This window comes from Pseudomonas putida (assembly GCF_002025705.1).
Taxonomy (GTDB): domain Bacteria; phylum Pseudomonadota; class Gammaproteobacteria; order Pseudomonadales; family Pseudomonadaceae; genus Aquipseudomonas; species Aquipseudomonas putida_J.
In genome coordinates, this window is record NZ_CP018846.1 from 2499673 (window position 1) to 2517976 (window position 18304).

Here is an 18304-nt window from a genome sequence, read left to right on the forward strand (position 1 = left end):
GGGAGGGGGCATGAGCATCTTGTCAGCGGGAGGGGCAGGTGCCGCTAGGCTGTTGAAAGCCGAGTGGCCCTCGCTGGTGCTATGGGCGTTTCTGTTTTCGCCGCTGTTCGCCAGGCTGTTGGCGGACTGCCAATGCGCGAAGATCGACTTGCTGGTTTTATACACCTTTGCCATTTCATTTTTGTGGCTGCTGGCAATCCGCTTCGCATCCGCCAATCAGTTCAAGGTGCATCTGCTGCTGTTGCCCTTCTATCTGCTGGCGAGCATCGACCTGTTCCTGGTGCTGAACTTTGGTTCGCGCCTGACAGCGGCCTACCTGTTCATCGGCTTGACCAACTACAAGGAAGCGACCGACTTTCTCGCCACCTACTGGCGCTCGATCGCTGGCATCCTGGCCGTGTTCGCGGTGTGCTATGGGGTGGGGTTGGCCGGGTTGCATGGGCGTCGCCTCTACCGCAACAAGGCCATTTTTGCGCTGGCGCTGAGCGGCTTGCTGCTGGGTTATGGGGCGTACTTCTACAAGACCGTGAAGGTCAATTCGTTGAGTAAAGGTGCCGTGCTCGATCTGGTGGCGAAAGACCAGAGCACGCCGGTTGGTTACCTGTCGCAGATCGGCCTGACGGCCACCTTGTATGTGGAATCCAAGGGTTACATCAAGCAGCGCCTGGAATCGGAGGTGAAGATCACCAGCATCTCCGGCCAGGCCGACATCCAGACACTGGTGTTCGTCATTGGCGAATCTTCGCGCCCGCACAACTGGTCCTTGTACGGTTACCACAACAAGACCACGCCCCATCTCGACCAGCAGCCGGGGCTGTTCAAGTTCAACCGCATGTGTACCACCGCGCCCTATACCTCGGTTGCCGTGCCTTCGCTGCTCAGCCTGGAACCCATCCGTGACTGGGACTTGATCGCCTCGAACAAATCGCTGGTAGGGATCTTGCGTGCGGCTGGCTACGACACTTACTGGCTGTCTTCACAGGAGGTAGACAGCTTTGGTGGCATCATTCCGCAGATCGCCGCAGAAGCTCAATACCGCCAGTATCTGGAGCGCAGCTATGACGGTGCGCTGATGCCGGCCTTGCAGAACGTGCTGGGCAAGGCCAATGGGCGCCGGCAGGCAATATTCATTCATATCAAGGGCAGCCACTTCGAATACGCGCGGCGCTACCCCAGTGACTTTGCCCAGTTCAAGCCTGCCAGCAGCAGCCAGAAAGACCGGATCACGGCCGATTACGACAATTCGGTTTTGTATACCGACTGGCTGCTGTCCACGATCATGCAGCAACTGACAGCCAGCCAGAACAAAGCGCTGCTGGTCTACTCGTCGGACCATGGCGAGAACCTGCTGGATGACAGCCGGCAACTGCTGGGCCATGGCATGGGCAATGAATATGACCTGTCGACCTCGGCGTTTGTCTGGTCAAGTGGCAACCTGTCAGCTGAGCAATCGGGCAAATTGCAGAAGTTGAAGGCCAGGGAGGACCAGCAGGTCAGCATCGCCTCGTTGCCGCATACGGTGCTGAACATGACCGGGATTTCGATGCCGGGCTATGACAGCACCCAGGACTTGCTCAGCGATGACTACAAGCCCTCGCAATGCCCGCACCTGCTCGGTACCGGCTATGTGCCGTCGTTCAACTTCGATATCAAGCACATTGCCGCTGAATGATCAGGCCGGTAGCGCCAGTGGGTGCAAGGTGCGAAAGCTTTGTGCTTCCTCCACCAGCCAGTCATGCACCGCACGGGCGCCGGGCTGGTTCAGGCCACCTGGCGGGTAATGCACCATGTAACGTTTGTGATTGGCGATGGGGTGGCCGAAGGGCACGATCAAGGCGCCGCGTTCAAGCTCGTCATTGAGCAGTGTGCGCCGCGCAATGGCCACGCCGATGCCGGCGATCGCCGCTTCGATGGTCAGGTGGTTACGGTTGAAGGTGTGCCCTCGGCGCACATCCAGCCCGGTGGCGCCGATACCCTCCAGGTAGAACTCCCACTCCGCGTATTCCGAGCTGCCGCGCCAGGCGGTGATGTCATGCAGCAGCGGGTAATGTGCCAGGTCGGCCGGACCATGCAGCGGCGGGCGGCCACGCAGCAGCGCGGGCGAACAGACCGGGAAGATCTGTTCGTCCAGCAACGGGGTCGACAGCATGCCGGGGTAACTGCCGTCGTTGAGGTCGATGGCCAGGTCGAAGTCGCCAGGGTGCAAGGCCTGAGCGCTGTCTTCGGCGACCAGGCGCAGCTCGATGTCCGGGTAGCGCTGCTGGAAGCGCGGCAGCCGCGGAGTGAGCCACTTGGCCAGGAACGAAGGAATTGAACGCAAACGCAAGGTGCCGCGGATTTCCCCGGCATCCAGGCGCAGCAGTTCGGCCTCGATGCTGCCATAGGCCTCGGTCACGGCCTGTGCCAGGCGCTGGCCCTCGGCGCTCAGTTCGACCCCCCGCGCCCGGCGCAGGAACAGTTTGTAACCCAGGCGCTCTTCGAGCTGACGCATCTGCTGGCTGACCGCACCCGGGGTGATGTGCAGTTCTTCGGCGCAGCGGGTGAACGACAGGTGCCGCGCCGCACAGGAAAAGACATGCAGCCAGACGAACATCTGGCCATTGAGTTGCCGTCGCATCGTTTAGTACCACTAAAGCCTTGCTTAGGAAGTTTCGTTGGTCATCTACCAGTGAGCGGGGCAGTATCGCGCAAATTGGTAATAGCGTTCAATTTTCTCAGACAGCCGTGCGGCAGCGTTCAGCGCCGGTACGGTCAGGCATTAGTATGGCTATCAGTGTTTTCGACCTTTTCAAGATTGGCATCGGCCCGTCCAGTTCCCATACCGTAGGCCCGATGCGGGCGGCGGCGAGCTTTGCCCAGGCGTTGCGTGAGCAAGGCCTGCTGGCGCAGGTGCAGCGCATCGAAGTGCGCCTTTACGGCTCGCTTTCAGCCACCGGGGTAGGCCATGCCACCGATCGCGCCTGCCTGCTCGGCCTGATGGGGCAGTGGCCGGATCGCATCGACCCGGCCACCATCGAACCGCGTATCCATCAGTTGCTGCAGGAGCAGTGCCTGATGCTCGACGGCAGCCACCCACTGCCGTTCCAGTACGCCCGCGACATGCTGCTGCTGGACGAAAGCCTGCCTTATCACCCCAACGCCATGACCCTGGAGGCCGTGGGCGGGCAGGGCAGCCTGTTGCAGCAGACCTACTACTCCATCGGTGGTGGTTTCATTGTCGAGCAGGGCGAGATCGATGCACCGCAGGCAGAAGCGAATGCCGTCAACCTGCCGTACGAGTTTTCCAGCGGCGCCGAATTGCTGGCCTTGTGCAAGGCCAACAACCTGAGCGTCGGCCAACTGATGCTGGCCAACGAATGCGCCTGGCGCCCGGAAGCGCAGGTGCGCGAAGGCCTGTTGCGGATCTGGGCGGCGATGCGTGATTGCGTCGACAACGGCCTGCGCAACGAAGGCATCCTGCCCGGTGGCCTCAACGTCAAGCGGCGCGCCGCACGGCTGCACCGCGCCCTGCAGGAGGCCGGGCAGCCCAACGTGATCGGTTCGACCTTGAGCGCCATGGAGTGGGTCAACCTGTTTGCCCTGGCGGTCAACGAAGAGAATGCCGCAGGCGGGCGCATGGTCACCGCGCCCACCAACGGCGCTGCCGGCATCATCCCGGCGGTGTTGCACTACTACATGAAGTTCAACCCGAGCGCCTGCGACGACGATGTGGTGGCGTTTCTGCTGGCCGCTGCCGCAGTTGGCATCCTGTGCAAGAAGAATGCGTCGATCTCCGGTGCCGAAGTCGGCTGCCAGGGGGAGGTCGGCTCGGCCTGCTCGATGGCCGCCGCGGGCCTTGCCGAAGTGCTGGGCGCCACGCCAGCGCAACTGGAGAATGCCGCCGAAATCGCCCTGGAGCATAACCTCGGGCTGACCTGCGACCCGGTCGGTGGGCTGGTCCAGGTGCCGTGCATCGAGCGCAATGCGATTGCCGCGGTGAAGGCGATCAATGCCGTGCAGATGGCCCTGCGGGGTGACGGTGAGCATTTCATCTCGCTCGACCGGGTGATTCGCACCATGCGCGACACTGGTGCCGACATGCATGCCAACTACAAAGAGACTTCGCGCGGCGGCCTGGCGGTGGCATTCGTCGAGTGTTGATCGTGGTTTCGCCGGCAAGTTGCCTTGCCGGCGAACATTGCTTGCGGGTTATACGCTTTCCAGCTGGTCGATGGCCGCCTTCAGCCGCTGCGCCAGTTGCGGACGGCCTTGGTGGGTCACATCCGGCGCCTTGCGCACTCGCCCATGCTGATCGAGCCAGTGGCCGTTGCTGAAGTAACGGTAGCTGGCTGAACCATTGCTCCAGTCGGCTTCCAGCAGGCCGTGCAGGTGGAAGGTCTGCGCGATCTGGCTGAGCGGGCCGCTGGGGCTGCCATCCAGGCTGAGAACGATCGACGGCGCGCCGGCCGGCGCGAACTGCAGCTCGCTGTAGTCACCCCACACGTTGGCCTGGAATGGCTGCTGCGGGTAGGTGGCCTGGCTGGCGCGGGCCTTGCCGGAGACCTTCTTGGTCACGGTGTTGACCAGCAGGTCGAGGGTCAGGGTCGGGGCGCCGAGCAAGCCGTTGCTGACGTTCAGGCGCACATGGAACAGTCCGATTGCCATGGTGTATCTCCTTGCCTGCTCAGGCTTTCTTGGCGGCCTTGGTGGCCGGGGACTTGGTCGCAGCAATGGCCTGGTCGAGGCCGCCGGTGGCCAGCTGCTTGAGCTGCGCGACATCGCCGTTGGCGATGGCCGCCTCCAGGGTGGCGTTGTGCAGTTCGCTGTGCAGGTCGACATTGGCCAGCTGCTGGATGCGCTGGCCTTCCAGCGTGACCGGGACGTTGTCCACGCTCACCCAGCGCTGGCCATTGAAGTACTCGTAGTCGGCCACGCCGCGTTGCCAGCTCGGGTCGAGCAGCGCCCTGAACTTGAAATGCACGGGCGAGTTGGCGTGCGGCCCACCCTGATTGCCCTGGGCAGTAATCAGGATCCTGGCGTCGCTCGGCGGCTGGACGGTGAGGTAGGTATAGCTGCCCCAAACATCCAGGTGCAGGTCCAGCGGTGGGTTGATGGCCTGGGTAATCTGGGCCGCGCCATTGACGCTGCGGTCCGGGGTATGGACCAGCAGGTCCAGTTGCAGGCGCGGTGCGCCTGCGGCGTTGTTGCCTATCTGGTAGGACACCGGGAACAGGCCTACCGAAGGTGCGAGCAGTGAATCAGACATGATTGCCTCCATTGCATTCGATGAATGAAAAACCGATACACGACTGCGAAGGCGGGCGGAAAAGGCGGGGAGAAGAGGGAGCCGGGCGGCGCTGATGCTTGCCCGGAGCGAGCGGCTGTTGTCAGCCTGCTTGTGCAACCAGTCCCTGGTCTGCGGTGCCGCCTGCCTGGCAGCCCGCTTGAGTAAAGCAGGGCTGCCAGGCAGTGATGGCGTTTTTACATGATCTCCGACGAGCGGAGCGGCTTTCGCTTACTTGCTCTTGTTCTTGAGGGTAATGAAGCTGGCACGCATGTCCTTCGCCCAGCCGTCGAGCACGGCCTTGACATCGTTGAGGGTCAGCTTGGTCTTGTCGTTTTCCAGCTCTTTGCCCGTGCCCTTGCGCACCACCTGGGCCAGCACCTTCTGGTTGCCGCCATCGAGGAAGGCCGCTTCGACACCAACATCTACCTCCTGGTCGCGGCCACCCATGGCCGTGTTGACGCCCGCCGAAACCAGCGCGATCGGGATGAATTCGTAAGGCTTGAGGCCTTCATTGCTGGTGGACACCGCGGTAATCGCCGGGCGGACCACGATGGTGCCCGGGCCGGGCGCCTTGGCCAGCGTCAGCACGCTGCCCAGCTCACGGCGCATGGCATCGTTGAAGTAGCGGGTGATTTCAGCCAGCGTCTGCTGGGAAATGACCGCCGTGGCTTGCGGCTTGGGGTAGAACTGGCTGGGCTCGATGAAGACCTGCGTGTACTGGTTGATGTTTACCTTGGGGTCAATCCAGCGCATCACGGGTGCGCCAGATGGGCTTTTCGCTTCCTGCAGGCGACTGTAGTCCTTGAGGAAACCGGAATAGTCCTTGGGGTCCACGCGGTTGCTGGAGCAGGCAGCCACAGCGAGCAAAGCGGCGCACAGCAGGGTAACGCGAGGCAATGATTTCATGATGATCATGCATCCATGATGGGTCGGCCAGAACAACGCTAGCAGGTGCTTGGCAGAAGGCCAGTGGGTGGCTGAAAAGTGCGCTTTGCACCCGGTATCGTATTGATTTGGCGCAATGGCTTGACCACTGACGGCCGGCGCAAATCGTGGCCAGTCATGGTGCTGACATTTCCTACAGCGTGGCCGGAACACGCTGTCTATGCAATCGCAGCGACCCTTGGAAAACTATGCCCGTAACGGGTATGGTCTGGAGGCCGCTCATGGAAGTTCTCAAGCGCAGGGATTTTGCGCGCTGGCAAGCTGCGCAGCAGTTGTCAGATGCGATGTTGTGCCAGGCGGTGAATGAAATGCGCAGGGATTTGGTAGATGCCAGCCTTGGCGGTGAGTTGTTCAAGAAGCGTGTTGCAGGGCATGGTACTGGCAAGCGAGGCGGTTACCGGACATTACTCTCTGCGCGCATCGGCAATCGTTATGTGTTTCTGCATGGGTTCGCCAAGCGCGACAAGGCCAACATCACGCTGGAAGAACAGAAAGCACTGCGCTTTGCTGGCAAGGTTTTCCTGGACCTTTGTCCCGTATCGCTCAGGCGGGCATTGCAATCAGGTATTTTGATGGAGGTCTGCTGTGAGCAGCAAAATTGTTGAATCATTGCGCGAAGACCTGGCCGTTCTTCATGACGCCGGGGCTGTCGGCAAGGTTACGTTGCGGGATTTCGAAAAGCTTTGTCCGGCGCCAGTTCGGGATTTCAGTGCCTTGGATATTCGCCAGCTTCGCGAAGCGCTGAACTTCAGCCAGCCGGTATTTGCGCTGCATCTGCATACCAGCGCATCCACGGTGCGCAAGTGGGAGCAGGGCGAGACGCGTCCGGCCGGGCCTGCGTTGAAGTTGCTAAATGTTATTGCAATCAAAGGGTTACATGCGATTCTTTAAGCATTTAGCATGATTTTCTTTGTATTGAAAAATACATATAAATCAATAACGTAAATTAATATATTGAAGTGATATGTGATATATGGCCCGCCGCAAGCGTAGTCTTCTCGCGACGGGCTCAGGCCCGCTTATGCTTAGCCCAGCGCCTCCCGCAACCGGTACCACAGCATTCCCAACGCCAGCAGCGGTGAGCGCAATGCCTTGCCGCCCGGGAAAGTCAGATGGGGTACCGCGCTGAATACATCCAGCCCGTGGCTTTGCCCCTGTGCGATGCCTTCGGCCAGCAACTTCGCCGTCCAGTGCGTCACGTTCAGGCCGTGCCCGGAATAGCCCTGGGCGTAGAAGACGTTAGGGTGCTGGCTCAGCCGCCCCACTTGCGGGAAGCGGTTGGCGGTGATTCCGATCATGCCGCCCCACTGGTAGTCGATGCGCATATCGGCCAATTGCGGGAACACCTTGAGCACCTTCGGCCGCATGTAGGCTGCGATGTCCTTGGGGTCGCGCCCGGAGTAGTGGCAGGCGCCGCCAAACAGCAGGCGGCGGTCGGCTGTGAGGCGGTAGTAGTCCAGGCCGACTTTCTGGTCGCACATGGCCATGTTCTGCGGGATCAGCTGGCTGGCCAGTGCTTCCGGCAGCGGCTCGGTTGCCACCACGTAGCTGCCTGCGGGCAGCACTTTACCGCTCAGGCGTGGTTCCAGCTCGTCGAGGTGAGCATTGCAGCCCAGAACCAGGCTCTGCGCCCGCACCTTGCCCCGTGCCGTATGCACGGTCACCGTGGGGCCATGTTCGATGCGCAGCACCGGGCTCTGCTCGAAGATGCGCACGCCCAGCCCATGGGCCACGCGCGCTTCGCCCTGAACCAGATCGAGCGGGTGCAGATGGCCCGAGCCCATGTCCACCAGGCCGCCGGCGTACTGGTCGCTGGCGACGATCTCGTGCATGCCCTCGGGGCCGACCAGGCGGGTTTCGTGGCGGTAGCCCAAGCTGGCCAACTCTTGCTGTTCATCCTTGAAGGCATCGAACTGTGCCGGGGTATTGGCCAGCTCGCAGAAGCCCCAGCGCAGGTCGCAGGCAATCGCATACTGTTCGATACGGCGGGCCACCAGGGCCACCGACTCGATCCCCGCTTGCTTCAGGTATTGCACGCCGTCCTGGCCGACGTAGCGGGCAAAGCCGCTGACGTCGTGGCCGATGCCGCGAATCAGCTGCCCGCCATTGCGTCCGCTGGCGCCCCAGCCGATGCGCCGGCCTTCCAGCAGCACTACGCTGAGCCCGCGTTCGGCCAGTTCCAGTGCGGTGTTGACCCCGGTCAGGCCGCCACCGACCACGCAAACGTCGGCCGTCAGTTCACCGTCGAGGCTGGGGTAGGGCGCCGCGTTACGCGCGGTGGCGGCGTAGTACGACGCGGTATGTTGAGTATCGAAAGGCATGGCGCGTTCTCGGTTCAGCGGTTGGACTTGATCTTGCTCCAGGAGCGGGTCATGACACGCATGATCTTCGGGCTCGGGGTGCTGGAGATGTACAGCTTGTCCAGTACTGCCTGGGGTGGGTAGATCTCGGGGTTGTCGACCAGCGACTTGTCCATGTAGGCCTGGGCATCAGGGTTGGCGTTGGCGTAGCCGACCGTGGCGCTGACCTTGGCGATCACCTTCGGGTCGAGCAGGTAGTTGATGAAGGCCAGGGCCTGATCGGGGTTGCTGGCGTCCTTGGGGATCGCCAGCAGGTCGAACCACAGGTTGCTGCCTTCCTTGGGAATGCTGTAGGCAATCTTGACCCCGTTCTTCGCTTCCACCGCCCGGTTGGCGGCCTGGAATACGTCGCCGGAGTAGCCGAAGGCCACGCAGATGTCACCGTTGGCCAGGTCCGAGACGTACTTGGAGGAGTGGAAGTAGGTGATGTACGGGCGTAGCTCAAGCAGGCGTGCTTCGGCCTTGGCATAGTCGCCCGGCTTTTCGCTGCGAGGGTCCAGGCCCAGGTAGTTGAGCATTGCCGGGAACAGCTCGTCGGGCGAATCCATGAAGGCCACGCCGCATTGCTTGAGCTTTTTCAGGTTCTCCGGCTCGAACAGGGTCGCCCAGGAGTCGATATGGTCAACGCCCAGTGCGGCCTTGACCTTTTCGACGTTGTAGCCGATGCCGTTGGTGCCCCACAGGTACGGCACCGCGTACTGGTTGCCCGGGTCGTTCTGCTCAAGCTGCTTGAGCAGCTTCGGGTCCAGGTGCTGCCAGTTCGGCAGCTTGCTGCGGTCCAGTGGCAGGAACGCACCGGCCTGGGCCTGGCGGGCCAGGAAGTGGTTGGAAGGCACCACCACGTCGTAACCGGTGCGGCCGGCGAGCAGCTTGCCTTCCAGGGTTTCGTTGGAGTCGAACACGTCATAGACGACCTTGATCCCGCTGCTGGCCTGGAAGTCGGCCAGGGTCGTGTCACCGATGTAGTCGGTCCAGTTGTAGACGCTGACGCTGGGCGTGGCCTGGGCGGCAGCGCCGAACAGCAGGGCGAATGTAGCGGGGATCAGGGCTTGCAGATGACGCATGTGGACACCTCGTTGGTCTTGTTCTTTGAATTCGGTGCAAGGGGGGGCGCCTGGCGCCCCCGGGGCATTACACGCTCAGCAGCAGGAACTCGCGCTCCCAGGAACTGATGACGCGCTTGAAGTTTTCATGCTCGGCGCGCTTGACCGCCACGTAGCCCTGGACGAACTGCTTGCCCAGGTACTGCTGCACGGTTTCGCAATCTTCCATGTGCTGCAGTGCATCTTCGATGGTGATCGGCAAGCGCAGGTTGCGCCGCTCATAGGCACGGCCCTGCACGGGTGCGCTCGGCTCGATCCTCTCGATCATGCCCAGGTAACCGCACAGCAGGCTGGCGGCGATCGCCAGGTAAGGGTTGGCATCGGCACCCGGCAGGCGGTTTTCCACGCGCATGGCATCGGGGCTTGAGGTCGGTACGCGTAGCCCGGCGGTGCGGTTTTCCTCGCCCCACTCGACGTTGACCGGTGCCGAGGTGTCCGGCAGGAAGCGGCGGAACGAGTTGACGTTCGGCGCGAACATCGGCAGCAGCTTGGGGATGTACTTCTGCAGGCCACCGATGTGGTGCAGGAACAGTTCGCTCATGCTGCCATCGTCATTGGCGAACACCGGCTTGCCGGTGGCAATGTCGACCACGCTCTGGTGCAGGTGCATGGCACTGCCCGGTTCGTCGGTGATCGGCTTGGCCATGAAGGTGGCGGTGACGTTATGTTTGAGCGCGGCTTCACGCATGGTGCGCTTGAACACGGTGATCTGGTCGGCCAGGTCCAGCGCGTCGCCGTGGCGGAAGTTGATCTCCATCTGCGCCGGGCCGTCTTCGTGGATCAGCGTGTCCAGGTCCAGGCCTTGCAGTTCACACCAGTCGTAGACGTCTTCGAACAGGGGGTCGAATTCGTTGGCGGCGTCGATCGAGAAGGACTGACGCCCGCTTTCGGCGCGGCCCGAGCGGCCCAGTGGCACTTGCAGGGGCAAGTCCGGGTCTTCGCAGCGCTGGGTCAGGTAGAACTCCATTTCCGGCGCGACAATCGGCTGCCAGCCTTTGTCGGCATACAGCTTGAGCACCTTCTTCAGCACGTTGCGCGGCGACAGCTCGATCGGGTTGCCCTGCTTGTCGAAGGTGTCGTGGATCACGATGGCGGTAGGTTCGATGGCCCACGGGATCTGGTAGACCGCCGTCGGGTCGGGGCGGCAGACCATGTCGATATCGGCCGCATCGAGCAAGCTGTAGTAGATCTCGTCATCGACATAATCGCCGGTGACGGTCTGCAGCAGCACGCTTTCGGGCAGGCGCATGCCGCGCTCGTGAAGGAACTTGGCGGTCGGTGCGATCTTGCCGCGGGCGATGCCGGTCAGGTCGCTGATCACGCATTCGACTTCAGTGATGCGGTGTTCTTTCAGCCAGGTGGACAGCTGATCGAAGGGGGCGTTCATACAGACCTCTTGGTTGGGTTTTTTTGTGGGAGCGGGTTGCCCGCAAAAGCCGTTGTACGGTTTTCAGGGGGTTACGCTTCCCAGGTGACACGCTGGAGACTATCTTGAGCGCAGGCCCGCAAAGCCATCTATCCACTTTCTTCGGCAATGAATGCACCAAAAGAGTGCAAATAGGACAAAGCGTGACAACGCCCAATGCCTTGCAAGTTCAGGCTTTCCACACCACGGATGTCACCGAACAGGTGCGCGCCACCCCCGGTTGGCAGCAGCAATACCGGCAGATGTCGCCAGGGCATTTCAGCGGCCAGTTGCGCTGCCTGGGGCTCGATGGCGTGGAGGTGTACGAAGAGCGCCTGAATACCCGGGTCGAGCAGTTCTTCCGTGCGCCGAGCGGTTCGTTGGCGTTCTGTTTCGACCAGAGCGAAAACAGCCTGTACCTGCTCAACGAGCAGAGCCGCAATATCTGGATCACGCCGGAGAACTACCAGGAGGTGGCGGTGGTGTTCGACCAGGCGTTTCTTGCCCGCCACGGGCTGGACCCGCAACGGCTCGAAGGGTTGTTCATGGTGCCGCTGGGCAGCGGGCAGAATGCGTTGTTCGGCAGTTGGCTGAGCGCCACCTTGACCCGCCTTGGCCAGGCTGATTGCCCACTGCAAGGGCAGGCACTGGCCGAGCAGTTGCTAGAAGACTGCCTGTTCATCCTCGACAACGCCTGCCAGCGTTTGCAAGGCGGGGCGCTGGGGCGGCGTGGCGAGGAGCGGGCGATCATGCAACGGGTCAGTGAATGGGCGGCAGATTGCCCGGAAGAAACCCTCAATCTGGTGGAGCTGGCCGAGGTGGCCGGTGTGTCGCTGCGCCAGCTGCAGCAAGCGTTCAAGGCGTTTACCGGAATGCCGCCGGCGCATTGGCTGCGCTTGCGTCGGCTCAATGGCGCGCGGCGGGACCTGCTGCGCGGCGGCGAGGTGACCGTGGCCGAAGTAGCCATGCGCTGGTCGTTCTGGCATTTAGGAAGGTTTTCAGAGAGTTACCGGCAATTGTTCAAGGAATTTCCGAGCGAGACCCTCAAGCGGGGCAGGAGCTGACCTTCTCGTTGTCCGTGCCGGCCTCTTCGCGGGCAAGTCGGGGCGCCGAACCGCCGCTCCCACAGGTACTGCGCTGCCTTCAGGCCTTGTGATATCCCTGTGGGAGGTGACCGTGGTCGGCGTGGCCAGGCCTTAGTTGTTTTAATAATATTTATAGATTTTTCAAGCCGTTACCGGTAATTGTTCAAGAAGTTTACTAGCGAGGCGTTCAGGCGGGGCAGAGGCTGAGATGGTTTTTTGCCCGTACCGGCCTTTTCGCGGGTAAACCCGCTCCTACAGGTACTGCGCTGTCTTCAAGCCTTGTGATATCTGCGGGAGCGGGCTTGCCCGCGAAGAGGCCGGCACAGACAACCCAGCATTCCCCTTGGAAAATTGCTATCGTGCCCGGCAGTGTCCAGCCGAGGTCCCGATGTTCTTCCTGCCTTTGCCCAGCGACCAGGCCGACCGCCTGGCCAGCGCGCCCACCGCCACCGACTTCTTCCCGACCGCCAGCCTGCTGGAGGCTGCCGCCGTGCTGTTCGTGCAGAACCTGCCGCGGCAACCAGCCAGCGTCTCGGCGGACGCGCAGGAGCGCCGGTTCGCCGAAATCGTGCGCATCGCCAATGATGTCGAAGCCGCCGCTGCGGGCCGCTTCCAGGGGCAGGTAGCGCAGCATTTCGACCGCGAAGCATTCGCCATGGGCCTGGGCATGCTGGGTGATAACGGCGTCGCCCTGGTGTCGGCCGAAACCGAGTACCAGCTCGACGAGTTCCAGGACGCCGAAGGCCAGTGGAATTTCCAGTTTGCCGATACCTACCGCCAGCGTGTCACGCCGCTGCACCCGGTGTACCTGCCCTCGCTGGCCAGCGACCTGATGCTCAGTGACCAACAGAACCGCCTGCTGCGCGAGTTCCTTTGTGGCGTGGACGAATCGGTTGCCGTGCAGGGTTTCGCCGGCACTGGCAAGACGTTCCTGATCCACCAGTTCGCGCGCCTGCTCGACCCCCAGCGCACCTTGTTGCTGGCCCTCACCGAAGGCCAACTGCGTGCGTTGCAGGCGCGGGTGAAGGATGCCCAGGCCTACACCGCACTGACCTTCGGCCAGCTGGCCGACGAAATCCTCAACCGCGACCTCACCAGCAACGGCTGGCGGCTACGCGACCCGTACCGCACCAAACTGTCCTGGCGCCCGCAGGAAGCGCAAGTGGTGCGCTGGCTGAATATCCCCGACATCGGCCCGCTCGCCGCGCGCGATGTGGTGGCCCTGTGCATCAAGGCCGTGCGCAGCTTCTGCCGCAGCGGTGACAGCCAGTTGCAGTTGCATCACTTGCCCTGGGCCGGGCCTGGGACCACGCCGCTGGACCAGGAAGTGTTGCTGGAAAAGGCCCGCCTGTACTGGCAGGAACTGATCCGCCCTTCGGCGCGCGAAATCCAGCTGCCGGTGCGTGATTACCACCGGGTCAAGCTGTTGTCGTTGACCGCCGAAGTGATCGACAGCCGCTACAGCCACGTCATCGTCGACGAAGCCCATGAGTTGTCCGCACCGATGCTCGCGGTACTCGACCGCAGCCCGCAATCGGTCATAGCCCTGGGCGACGAGCTGCAGAACCTCAACGGCCTCAGCCCGCACCATGGCAATTTCATCCGCCAGCGCTACATTGACCATTCGTTGCGCGCCGGCCCTGCCATGGACGGCGTGCTCAACCCGTTGATCCAGGCGCACCCGGCGGCTGTCCAGGCAGCTTTCAGTGGAAGTGCCGAGCATTACACCCGGGTGAGCTTCTTCGACACGGTGACGGTGCCTGAACAGCCGACCGCGTTGATCGTGGATGACGAATGGGGCCTGTTCGGCTGGTTCCAGCGCCTGACTCATCAAGGGGTACCGTTCGTGCTGCTGCAAGGCGCGCGCAAGGACTTCGAGCTGTTCGTCGAGGATTGCATCGAGCTGTACCGCTACGGTACCCGGGCACGCCATCCGATGCTGTTCCGTTACCCCAGCTGGCAGGCACTGGAGCAGGACAAGGGCGACGACAAGGCTTTTGTCGCCGTGGCCGGCATGCTGCGCAAAGGCTACACCCCCGAGCATTTTGCCAAGGCCAAGAGCCGTTACCGCTGGGACAAGGCGCCGAAGCTGTTCCTTGGGCGGGTGCGGGATGTGAAGAACATGGAGTTTGCCCGGGTGATGGTGTCGCCGGAGCTGATGGTGGCGCCTACCACGGCAGGCAACCGCAACGAGCGGGCGCGGATGCTGGCGGGGCTGTATACCGCCTGTTCGCGGGCGCGGCATGAACTGATCGTGCCGGGGGGGATGCTGGATTGGGTCAAGGACCAGGTCCGGGATTGAGCGCCCGGGGCTGCTGTGCAGCCCTTTCGCGACACAAGGCCGCTCCTACAGGATCACGCATTGCTCTGTAGGAGCGGCCTTGTGTCGCGAAAGGGCCGCACAGCGGCCCCAGGCTTTTAAATCAGTTACGGTCCAGCCAGACAGTCTGGGCATTGGTGAACTCACGCACACCAAAGTGCGACAGCTCGCGCCCGAAGCCGCTCTTCTTCACGCCACCAAACGCCACGCGGGGGTCCGAAGCGCAGTAACCGTTGATGAACACGCCACCGGTATCCAGCGCTGCTGTCATGCGCTCGGCCAGCGCATAGTCCGCCGTGTAGATGGTCGATGCCAGGCCGAACTCGCTGTCGTTGGCCAACTCCACCGCATGGTCGGCATCACGGGCAGTGATGATCGCCGCCACCGGCCCGAACAGTTCCTGCTTGAAGGCAGTCATGTCCGGCGTGACGTTGGCGAACACGGTCGGTGCATAGAAGTTGCCCAAGCCTTCGACCTTGTTGCCGCCCAGCAGCAGGGTGGCACCTTCGGCCAGGGTGGCCTGCACTTGGCCATCCAGTTCGTCGCGCAGGTCGTAACGGGCCATCGGGCCGATGTAGGTGTCATCTTCCAGCGGGTTGCCGAGCTTCAGCTTGCGGGTGGCTTCGACGAACTTGCTGGTGAACGCCTCGACAATGCCTTCTTCGATGATCAGGCGCTTGGCGGCGGCGCAGACCTGGCCAGTGTTCTGGTAACGGCCAATGACGGCGGCCTGCACAGCCGCATCCAGGTCGGCATCGGCCAGCACGATGAACGGGTCGGACCCCCCCAGTTCCAGCACGCACTTCTTCAGCGCGGCACCTGCCTGGGCACCGATGGCCATGCCGGCGCGCACGCTGCCGGTCAGGGTCACGGCTGCGATGCGCACGTCATTGATGGCGCGGGTGACACCGTCCGGGGTGACGTTCAGCACCTCGAACACGCCTTCAGGCAGGCCGGCATCCTTGAACAGTTCACCCAGCAGGTAGGCGCTGCCCATCACGTTCGGCGCGTGCTTGAGCACATAGGTGTTGCCCGCCAGGATTGCCGGCACCGCGCCACGCAGTACCTGCCAGACCGGGAAGTTCCATGGCATCACGGCGAGGATCGGGCCCAGCGGGCGGTACTCGATGCGGGCTTTGTCGACCTGGGTTGGCTCTGCGGCCAGCATGGCCGGGCCGTGCTCGGCATACCAGCGGCACAGGCCGACGCACTTGCCGACTTCACCACGGGCTTGGGCGATCGGCTTGCCGATTTCGCGGCTGATCATCTGCGCGAAGGCTTCGGCCTTGGTTTCGAGGGTGCTGGCCAAGGCGAGCAGGTACTCGCTGCGCTGACCCAGGGACACTTGGCGCCACTGGCCGTAGCCAGCCTTGGCACGTTGCAGCGCCGCTTCCAGTGCGGCGTCGGTGTCGAAGGGGTAGGCGCCAATCTGCTCGCCGCTGAAGGGGTCGACGGAGATGGCGTGGGTCAGGCTGCTGATCGCACTCATGGCTGGAGACTCTCGTTGTTGTTAATCAGTGACGCCAGACTAGTGGGCTATGGCTTTAATGAAAACTGAATAATAATGAGCGAAACATTCACGTTTGGAGAATGACTGTGGACCTGGTGCAACTGGAGATCTTCAAGGCCGTGGCCGAGCAGGGCAGCATCAGCGCCGCCGCCCAGCATATCCATCGGGTGCCGTCGAACCTGACCACGCGCATCAAGCAGCTGGAGGAAGACCTTGGCGTCGAACTGTTCATCCGCGAAAAAAGCCGCCTGCGCCTGTCGCCGGCCGGCTGGAACTTCCTTGAGTACACCCGGCGCATCCTCGACCTGGTGCACGAGGCGCGGCTGACCGTGGCTGGCGAGGACCCGCAGGGCACCTTCGCCCTGGGTTCGCTGGAGAGCACGGCGGCGGTGCGTATCCCGGCGCTGCTGGCCGCCTACAACCAGCGCTACCCGAAAGTCGACCTCGACCTGTCCACCGGGCCTTCCGGGACCATGCTCGAAGGCGTGCTGTCGGGGCGCCTGGTGGCGGCATTCGTCGACGGCCCGGTGTTGCACCCCACGCTTGAAGGCATGCCGGTGTTCGAGGAGGAGATGGTGATCATCTCGCCGCTCAACCATGCCCCGGTCACCCGTGCCCAGGACGTCAACGGCGCGAGCATCTACGCCTTCCGTGCCAACTGCTCGTATCGCCACCACTTCGAGAACTGGTTCGTCCAGGACCAGGCAGTGCCAGGCAAGATCCACGAAATGGAGTCGTACCACGGCATGCTCGCCTGTGTCAGCGCTGGCGCCGGGCTGGCCATGCTGCCGCGCAGCATGCTCGACAACATGCCCGGCTGCAGCACGGTCTGCGCCTGGCCGATGCAGGAGCAGTTCCGCTACCTCAAGACCTGGCTGGTGTGGCGTCGCGGCACGGTTTCGCGCAGCCTGAGCATGTTCGTGAAACTGCTCGAAGAACGGCGAACGGCGTGAACAACGGCATTGGTTGGGGTCAAACATTAGGTAAGCCATCTCCTTGAGGAGGAGCTGACCATGCGTAACCATCACTATGCTTTGGGCGCCACGCTGCTGATCACACTGGCGCTGCCCTGGACCCTGGCTGCCGCTGCGGAAGTGGACGACCACAACGCCCCCATCGACATGCAAGCCGTGCAACTGCAACCGCAGGAGCAGAATGGCGTGCGCTACCTGGAGGGCGGTATCGGCCAGGATGAGGCCAATGCCATGCGCCACACCAAGGGCTACGACCTGCACGTCGAACTGTCGACCGGAGCCCACGGCCAGTTCGAAAGCGGCGCCGCAGTCGATATCCAGAATGCACAAGGCAAGTCGGTGTTGAGTCTTCAGGATGCCGGCCCGCTGGTGTATGTCCAGCTGCCGCCGGGCCAGTACAAGGTCGTAGGCCAGGGGCAGGGTACTACGGTCCAGCAAATGGTCACGGTCAATGGCAAGACGCCTGCCACTGCAAGCCTGAACTGGCACTGATCGGCGTCAACAGGCGGAGTGCAGTTGCACTTCGCCTGAGCAGGAGCCTGTCGGCATGAGCCTCGACCCACAACTGCAAACGCTGCATGAGCAGGGCTACCTGGTGCTGCGCGGTGTGCTCGATGGTTTGCGCGTAGCGTTGCTGCGCTGCGCCATCAACGACCTGCAGCCGCTGCACTGGGATTATCAAGGCCTGTTGGAACACTACAAGTGCGTCTTCAATCGCGACCCGCTGTGGTTGCCATTTCTCGACCTGCCGCCGTTGATCGACCTCGCCGAAGCTGCGCTAGGCGCAGATTGCCACGTGATTGGCCAGACCGCCTGGCGCAGCCACCCTGGCTACCCAGGCATGGGCCTGCACCTGGATCATCTACCCATGGTGTTGCCGGAATGGCTGGTTGCACGTGGCGATTTTTGTCAGGCCATGCAAATTCTGACTGCACAGGTGTACCTGAGCGATATCGACCTCGACATCGGTCCTACTTGGGTAGTGCCCGGCAGCCATCGCGCTGCGCGCCCACCGCAGCCTGGCGAGTGCCATTGGCAGGGTCGTGAAGCGCGGCCAGTGCTGTGCCAGGCGGGCGACGCGCTGCTGTTTCGCAGCGATCTCTGGCACAGCGGTGGCGCCAACTGCAGCCATGGGCGCGAGCGCGACATGCTGCAGGTGCACTACGGCCGGCGCATGGTGGCGCAGAAGTTTTCCCCCTACCTGCGCTGGCAATTCAACCCGCAGGTGCTGGCGCAAGCGACACCGCGGCAACGGCGCTTGCTGGGGGAGCATGAGGAGGCCGAATACGACTGAGGCGGTTCGTTAGCGTAGGTAAATTCAAGCAATGCTGGCAAT

The 18304-nt window shown here is 62.6% G+C and carries 17 protein-coding genes; 9 read left to right on the plus strand and 8 right to left on the minus strand.

Going from position 1 to position 18304, the window contains the following annotated elements; translation table 11 throughout:
* The first annotated feature begins 10 nt into the window (after positions 1 to 10).
* Positions 11 to 1672, plus strand: coding sequence for a phosphoethanolamine transferase (locus BUQ73_RS11275; RefSeq protein WP_079227999.1), 1662 nt, complete (start codon positions 11 to 13; stop codon positions 1670 to 1672).
* Here the strand turns inward: BUQ73_RS11275 and BUQ73_RS11280 are convergent, their stop codons facing one another.
* Positions 1673 to 2617 carry a LysR substrate-binding domain-containing protein gene (locus BUQ73_RS11280; protein WP_079228000.1) on the minus strand — a complete coding sequence of 315 codons (945 nt, stop codon included), beginning with the start codon at positions 2615 to 2617 and terminating at the stop codon, positions 1673 to 1675. It lies immediately after the preceding gene.
* A 146-nt stretch (positions 2618 to 2763) separates the two neighbouring features.
* On the opposite strand from BUQ73_RS11280, the gene BUQ73_RS11285 reads away from it, so the two are divergent.
* Entirely contained in the window at positions 2764 to 4140 is a 1377-nt protein-coding gene (locus BUQ73_RS11285; RefSeq protein WP_079228001.1) for an L-serine ammonia-lyase, read from the plus strand.
* Between the two features lie 48 nt (positions 4141 to 4188).
* Here BUQ73_RS11285 and BUQ73_RS11290 read toward each other — a convergent pair whose 3' ends face one another.
* The 3 genes from BUQ73_RS11290 to BUQ73_RS11300 all read right to left on the minus strand — a co-directional run bounded on the left by BUQ73_RS11290 (position 4189) and on the right by BUQ73_RS11300 (position 6172).
* The gene (locus BUQ73_RS11290) at positions 4189 to 4644 is read right to left on the minus strand and encodes a DUF1842 domain-containing protein (RefSeq protein ID WP_079228002.1); all 456 of its coding nucleotides are present in this window, start codon (positions 4642 to 4644) and stop codon (positions 4189 to 4191) included.
* A 19-nt stretch (positions 4645 to 4663) separates the two neighbouring features.
* A complete protein-coding gene (locus BUQ73_RS11295; protein ID WP_079228003.1) occupies positions 4664 to 5245 on the minus strand; it encodes a DUF1842 domain-containing protein in 582 nt (193 codons plus the stop codon).
* A gap of 249 nt (positions 5246 to 5494) precedes the next feature.
* Positions 5495 to 6172, minus strand: coding sequence for a DUF3313 domain-containing protein (locus BUQ73_RS11300; protein WP_079230536.1), 678 nt, complete (start codon positions 6170 to 6172; stop codon positions 5495 to 5497).
* 260 nt (positions 6173 to 6432) lie between these two features.
* Between BUQ73_RS11300 and BUQ73_RS11305 the strand changes: the two genes are divergently transcribed.
* Together BUQ73_RS11305 and BUQ73_RS11310 are read left to right on the plus strand one after the other, a co-directional pair.
* Entirely contained in the window at positions 6433 to 6816 is a 384-nt protein-coding gene (locus BUQ73_RS11305; protein WP_079228004.1) for a type II toxin-antitoxin system RelE/ParE family toxin, read from the plus strand.
* Positions 6797 to 7102 carry a helix-turn-helix domain-containing protein gene (locus BUQ73_RS11310; RefSeq protein ID WP_079228005.1) on the plus strand — a complete coding sequence of 102 codons (306 nt, stop codon included), beginning with the start codon at positions 6797 to 6799 and terminating at the stop codon, positions 7100 to 7102. Before BUQ73_RS11305 ends, BUQ73_RS11310 begins: the two co-directional genes overlap by 20 nt.
* Positions 7103 to 7236: 134 nt before the next feature.
* On the opposite strand, the gene BUQ73_RS11315 is transcribed toward BUQ73_RS11310, so the two are convergent.
* From BUQ73_RS11315 to BUQ73_RS11325, 3 genes are all read right to left on the minus strand, one after another.
* A complete protein-coding gene (locus tag BUQ73_RS11315) occupies positions 7237 to 8532 on the minus strand; it encodes an NAD(P)/FAD-dependent oxidoreductase (protein WP_079228006.1) in 1296 nt (431 codons plus the stop codon).
* 14 nt (positions 8533 to 8546) lie between these two features.
* Positions 8547 to 9635, minus strand: coding sequence for a polyamine ABC transporter substrate-binding protein (locus BUQ73_RS11320; RefSeq protein WP_079228007.1), 1089 nt, complete (start codon positions 9633 to 9635; stop codon positions 8547 to 8549).
* A gap of 67 nt (positions 9636 to 9702) precedes the next feature.
* Positions 9703 to 11061, minus strand: a complete 1359-nt coding sequence (locus BUQ73_RS11325; RefSeq protein WP_079228008.1) for a glutamine synthetase family protein — start codon at positions 11059 to 11061, stop codon at positions 9703 to 9705.
* A 182-nt stretch (positions 11062 to 11243) separates the two neighbouring features.
* Between BUQ73_RS11325 and BUQ73_RS11330 the strand changes: the two genes are divergently transcribed.
* On the plus strand, positions 11244 to 12143 hold the full coding sequence (locus tag BUQ73_RS11330) for a helix-turn-helix domain-containing protein (RefSeq protein ID WP_079228009.1): 900 nt from the start codon (positions 11244 to 11246) through the stop codon (positions 12141 to 12143).
* A gap of 409 nt (positions 12144 to 12552) precedes the next feature.
* Positions 12553 to 14466, plus strand: coding sequence for an AAA family ATPase (locus BUQ73_RS11335; RefSeq protein WP_079228010.1), 1914 nt, complete (start codon positions 12553 to 12555; stop codon positions 14464 to 14466).
* 121 nt (positions 14467 to 14587) lie between these two features.
* On the opposite strand, the gene BUQ73_RS11340 is transcribed toward BUQ73_RS11335, so the two are convergent.
* Positions 14588 to 15973 carry an aldehyde dehydrogenase family protein gene (locus BUQ73_RS11340; protein WP_079228011.1) on the minus strand — a complete coding sequence of 462 codons (1386 nt, stop codon included), beginning with the start codon at positions 15971 to 15973 and terminating at the stop codon, positions 14588 to 14590.
* Positions 15974 to 16080: 107 nt separating this feature from the next.
* Between BUQ73_RS11340 and ptrR the strand changes: the two genes are divergently transcribed.
* Genes ptrR through BUQ73_RS11355 form a run of 3 tightly spaced genes read left to right on the plus strand, consistent with a single transcriptional unit; the run spans position 16081 to position 18262 of the window.
* Positions 16081 to 16947 carry a putrescine utilization regulator PtrR gene (gene ptrR, locus BUQ73_RS11345; protein WP_192858720.1) on the plus strand — a complete coding sequence of 289 codons (867 nt, stop codon included), beginning with the start codon at positions 16081 to 16083 and terminating at the stop codon, positions 16945 to 16947.
* Positions 16948 to 17007: 60 nt separating this feature from the next.
* Entirely contained in the window at positions 17008 to 17460 is a 453-nt protein-coding gene (locus BUQ73_RS11350) for a hypothetical protein (RefSeq protein ID WP_079228013.1), read from the plus strand.
* A gap of 55 nt (positions 17461 to 17515) precedes the next feature.
* On the plus strand, positions 17516 to 18262 hold the full coding sequence (locus tag BUQ73_RS11355; RefSeq protein WP_079228014.1) for a phytanoyl-CoA dioxygenase family protein: 747 nt from the start codon (positions 17516 to 17518) through the stop codon (positions 18260 to 18262).
* Positions 18263 to 18304: the final 42 nt, after the last annotated feature.

Bases quoted from the DNA above. Each gene is read 5' to 3' on its own strand.
- BUQ73_RS11275 (WP_079227999.1), top strand. From the start codon at position 11: ATGAGCATCTTGTCAGCGGGAGGGGCAGGTGCCGCTAGGCTGTTGAAA.
- BUQ73_RS11280 (WP_079228000.1), bottom strand. From the start codon at position 2,617: ATGCGACGGCAACTCAATGGCCAGATGTTCGTCTGGCTGCATGTCTTT.
- BUQ73_RS11285 (WP_079228001.1), top strand. From the start codon at position 2,764: ATGGCTATCAGTGTTTTCGACCTTTTCAAGATTGGCATCGGCCCGTCC.
- BUQ73_RS11290 (WP_079228002.1), bottom strand. From the start codon at position 4,644: ATGGCAATCGGACTGTTCCATGTGCGCCTGAACGTCAGCAACGGCTTG.
- BUQ73_RS11295 (WP_079228003.1), bottom strand. From the start codon at position 5,245: ATGTCTGATTCACTGCTCGCACCTTCGGTAGGCCTGTTCCCGGTGTCC.
- BUQ73_RS11300 (WP_079230536.1), bottom strand. From the start codon at position 6,172: ATGAAATCATTGCCTCGCGTTACCCTGCTGTGCGCCGCTTTGCTCGCT.
- BUQ73_RS11305 (WP_079228004.1), top strand. From the start codon at position 6,433: ATGGAAGTTCTCAAGCGCAGGGATTTTGCGCGCTGGCAAGCTGCGCAG.
- BUQ73_RS11315 (WP_079228006.1), bottom strand. From the start codon at position 8,532: ATGCCTTTCGATACTCAACATACCGCGTCGTACTACGCCGCCACCGCG.
- BUQ73_RS11320 (WP_079228007.1), bottom strand. From the start codon at position 9,635: ATGCGTCATCTGCAAGCCCTGATCCCCGCTACATTCGCCCTGCTGTTC.
- BUQ73_RS11325 (WP_079228008.1), bottom strand. From the start codon at position 11,061: ATGAACGCCCCCTTCGATCAGCTGTCCACCTGGCTGAAAGAACACCGC.
- BUQ73_RS11335 (WP_079228010.1), top strand. From the start codon at position 12,553: ATGTTCTTCCTGCCTTTGCCCAGCGACCAGGCCGACCGCCTGGCCAGC.
- BUQ73_RS11340 (WP_079228011.1), bottom strand. From the start codon at position 15,973: ATGAGTGCGATCAGCAGCCTGACCCACGCCATCTCCGTCGACCCCTTC.
- BUQ73_RS11350 (WP_079228013.1), top strand. From the start codon at position 17,008: ATGCGTAACCATCACTATGCTTTGGGCGCCACGCTGCTGATCACACTG.
- BUQ73_RS11355 (WP_079228014.1), top strand. From the start codon at position 17,516: ATGAGCCTCGACCCACAACTGCAAACGCTGCATGAGCAGGGCTACCTG.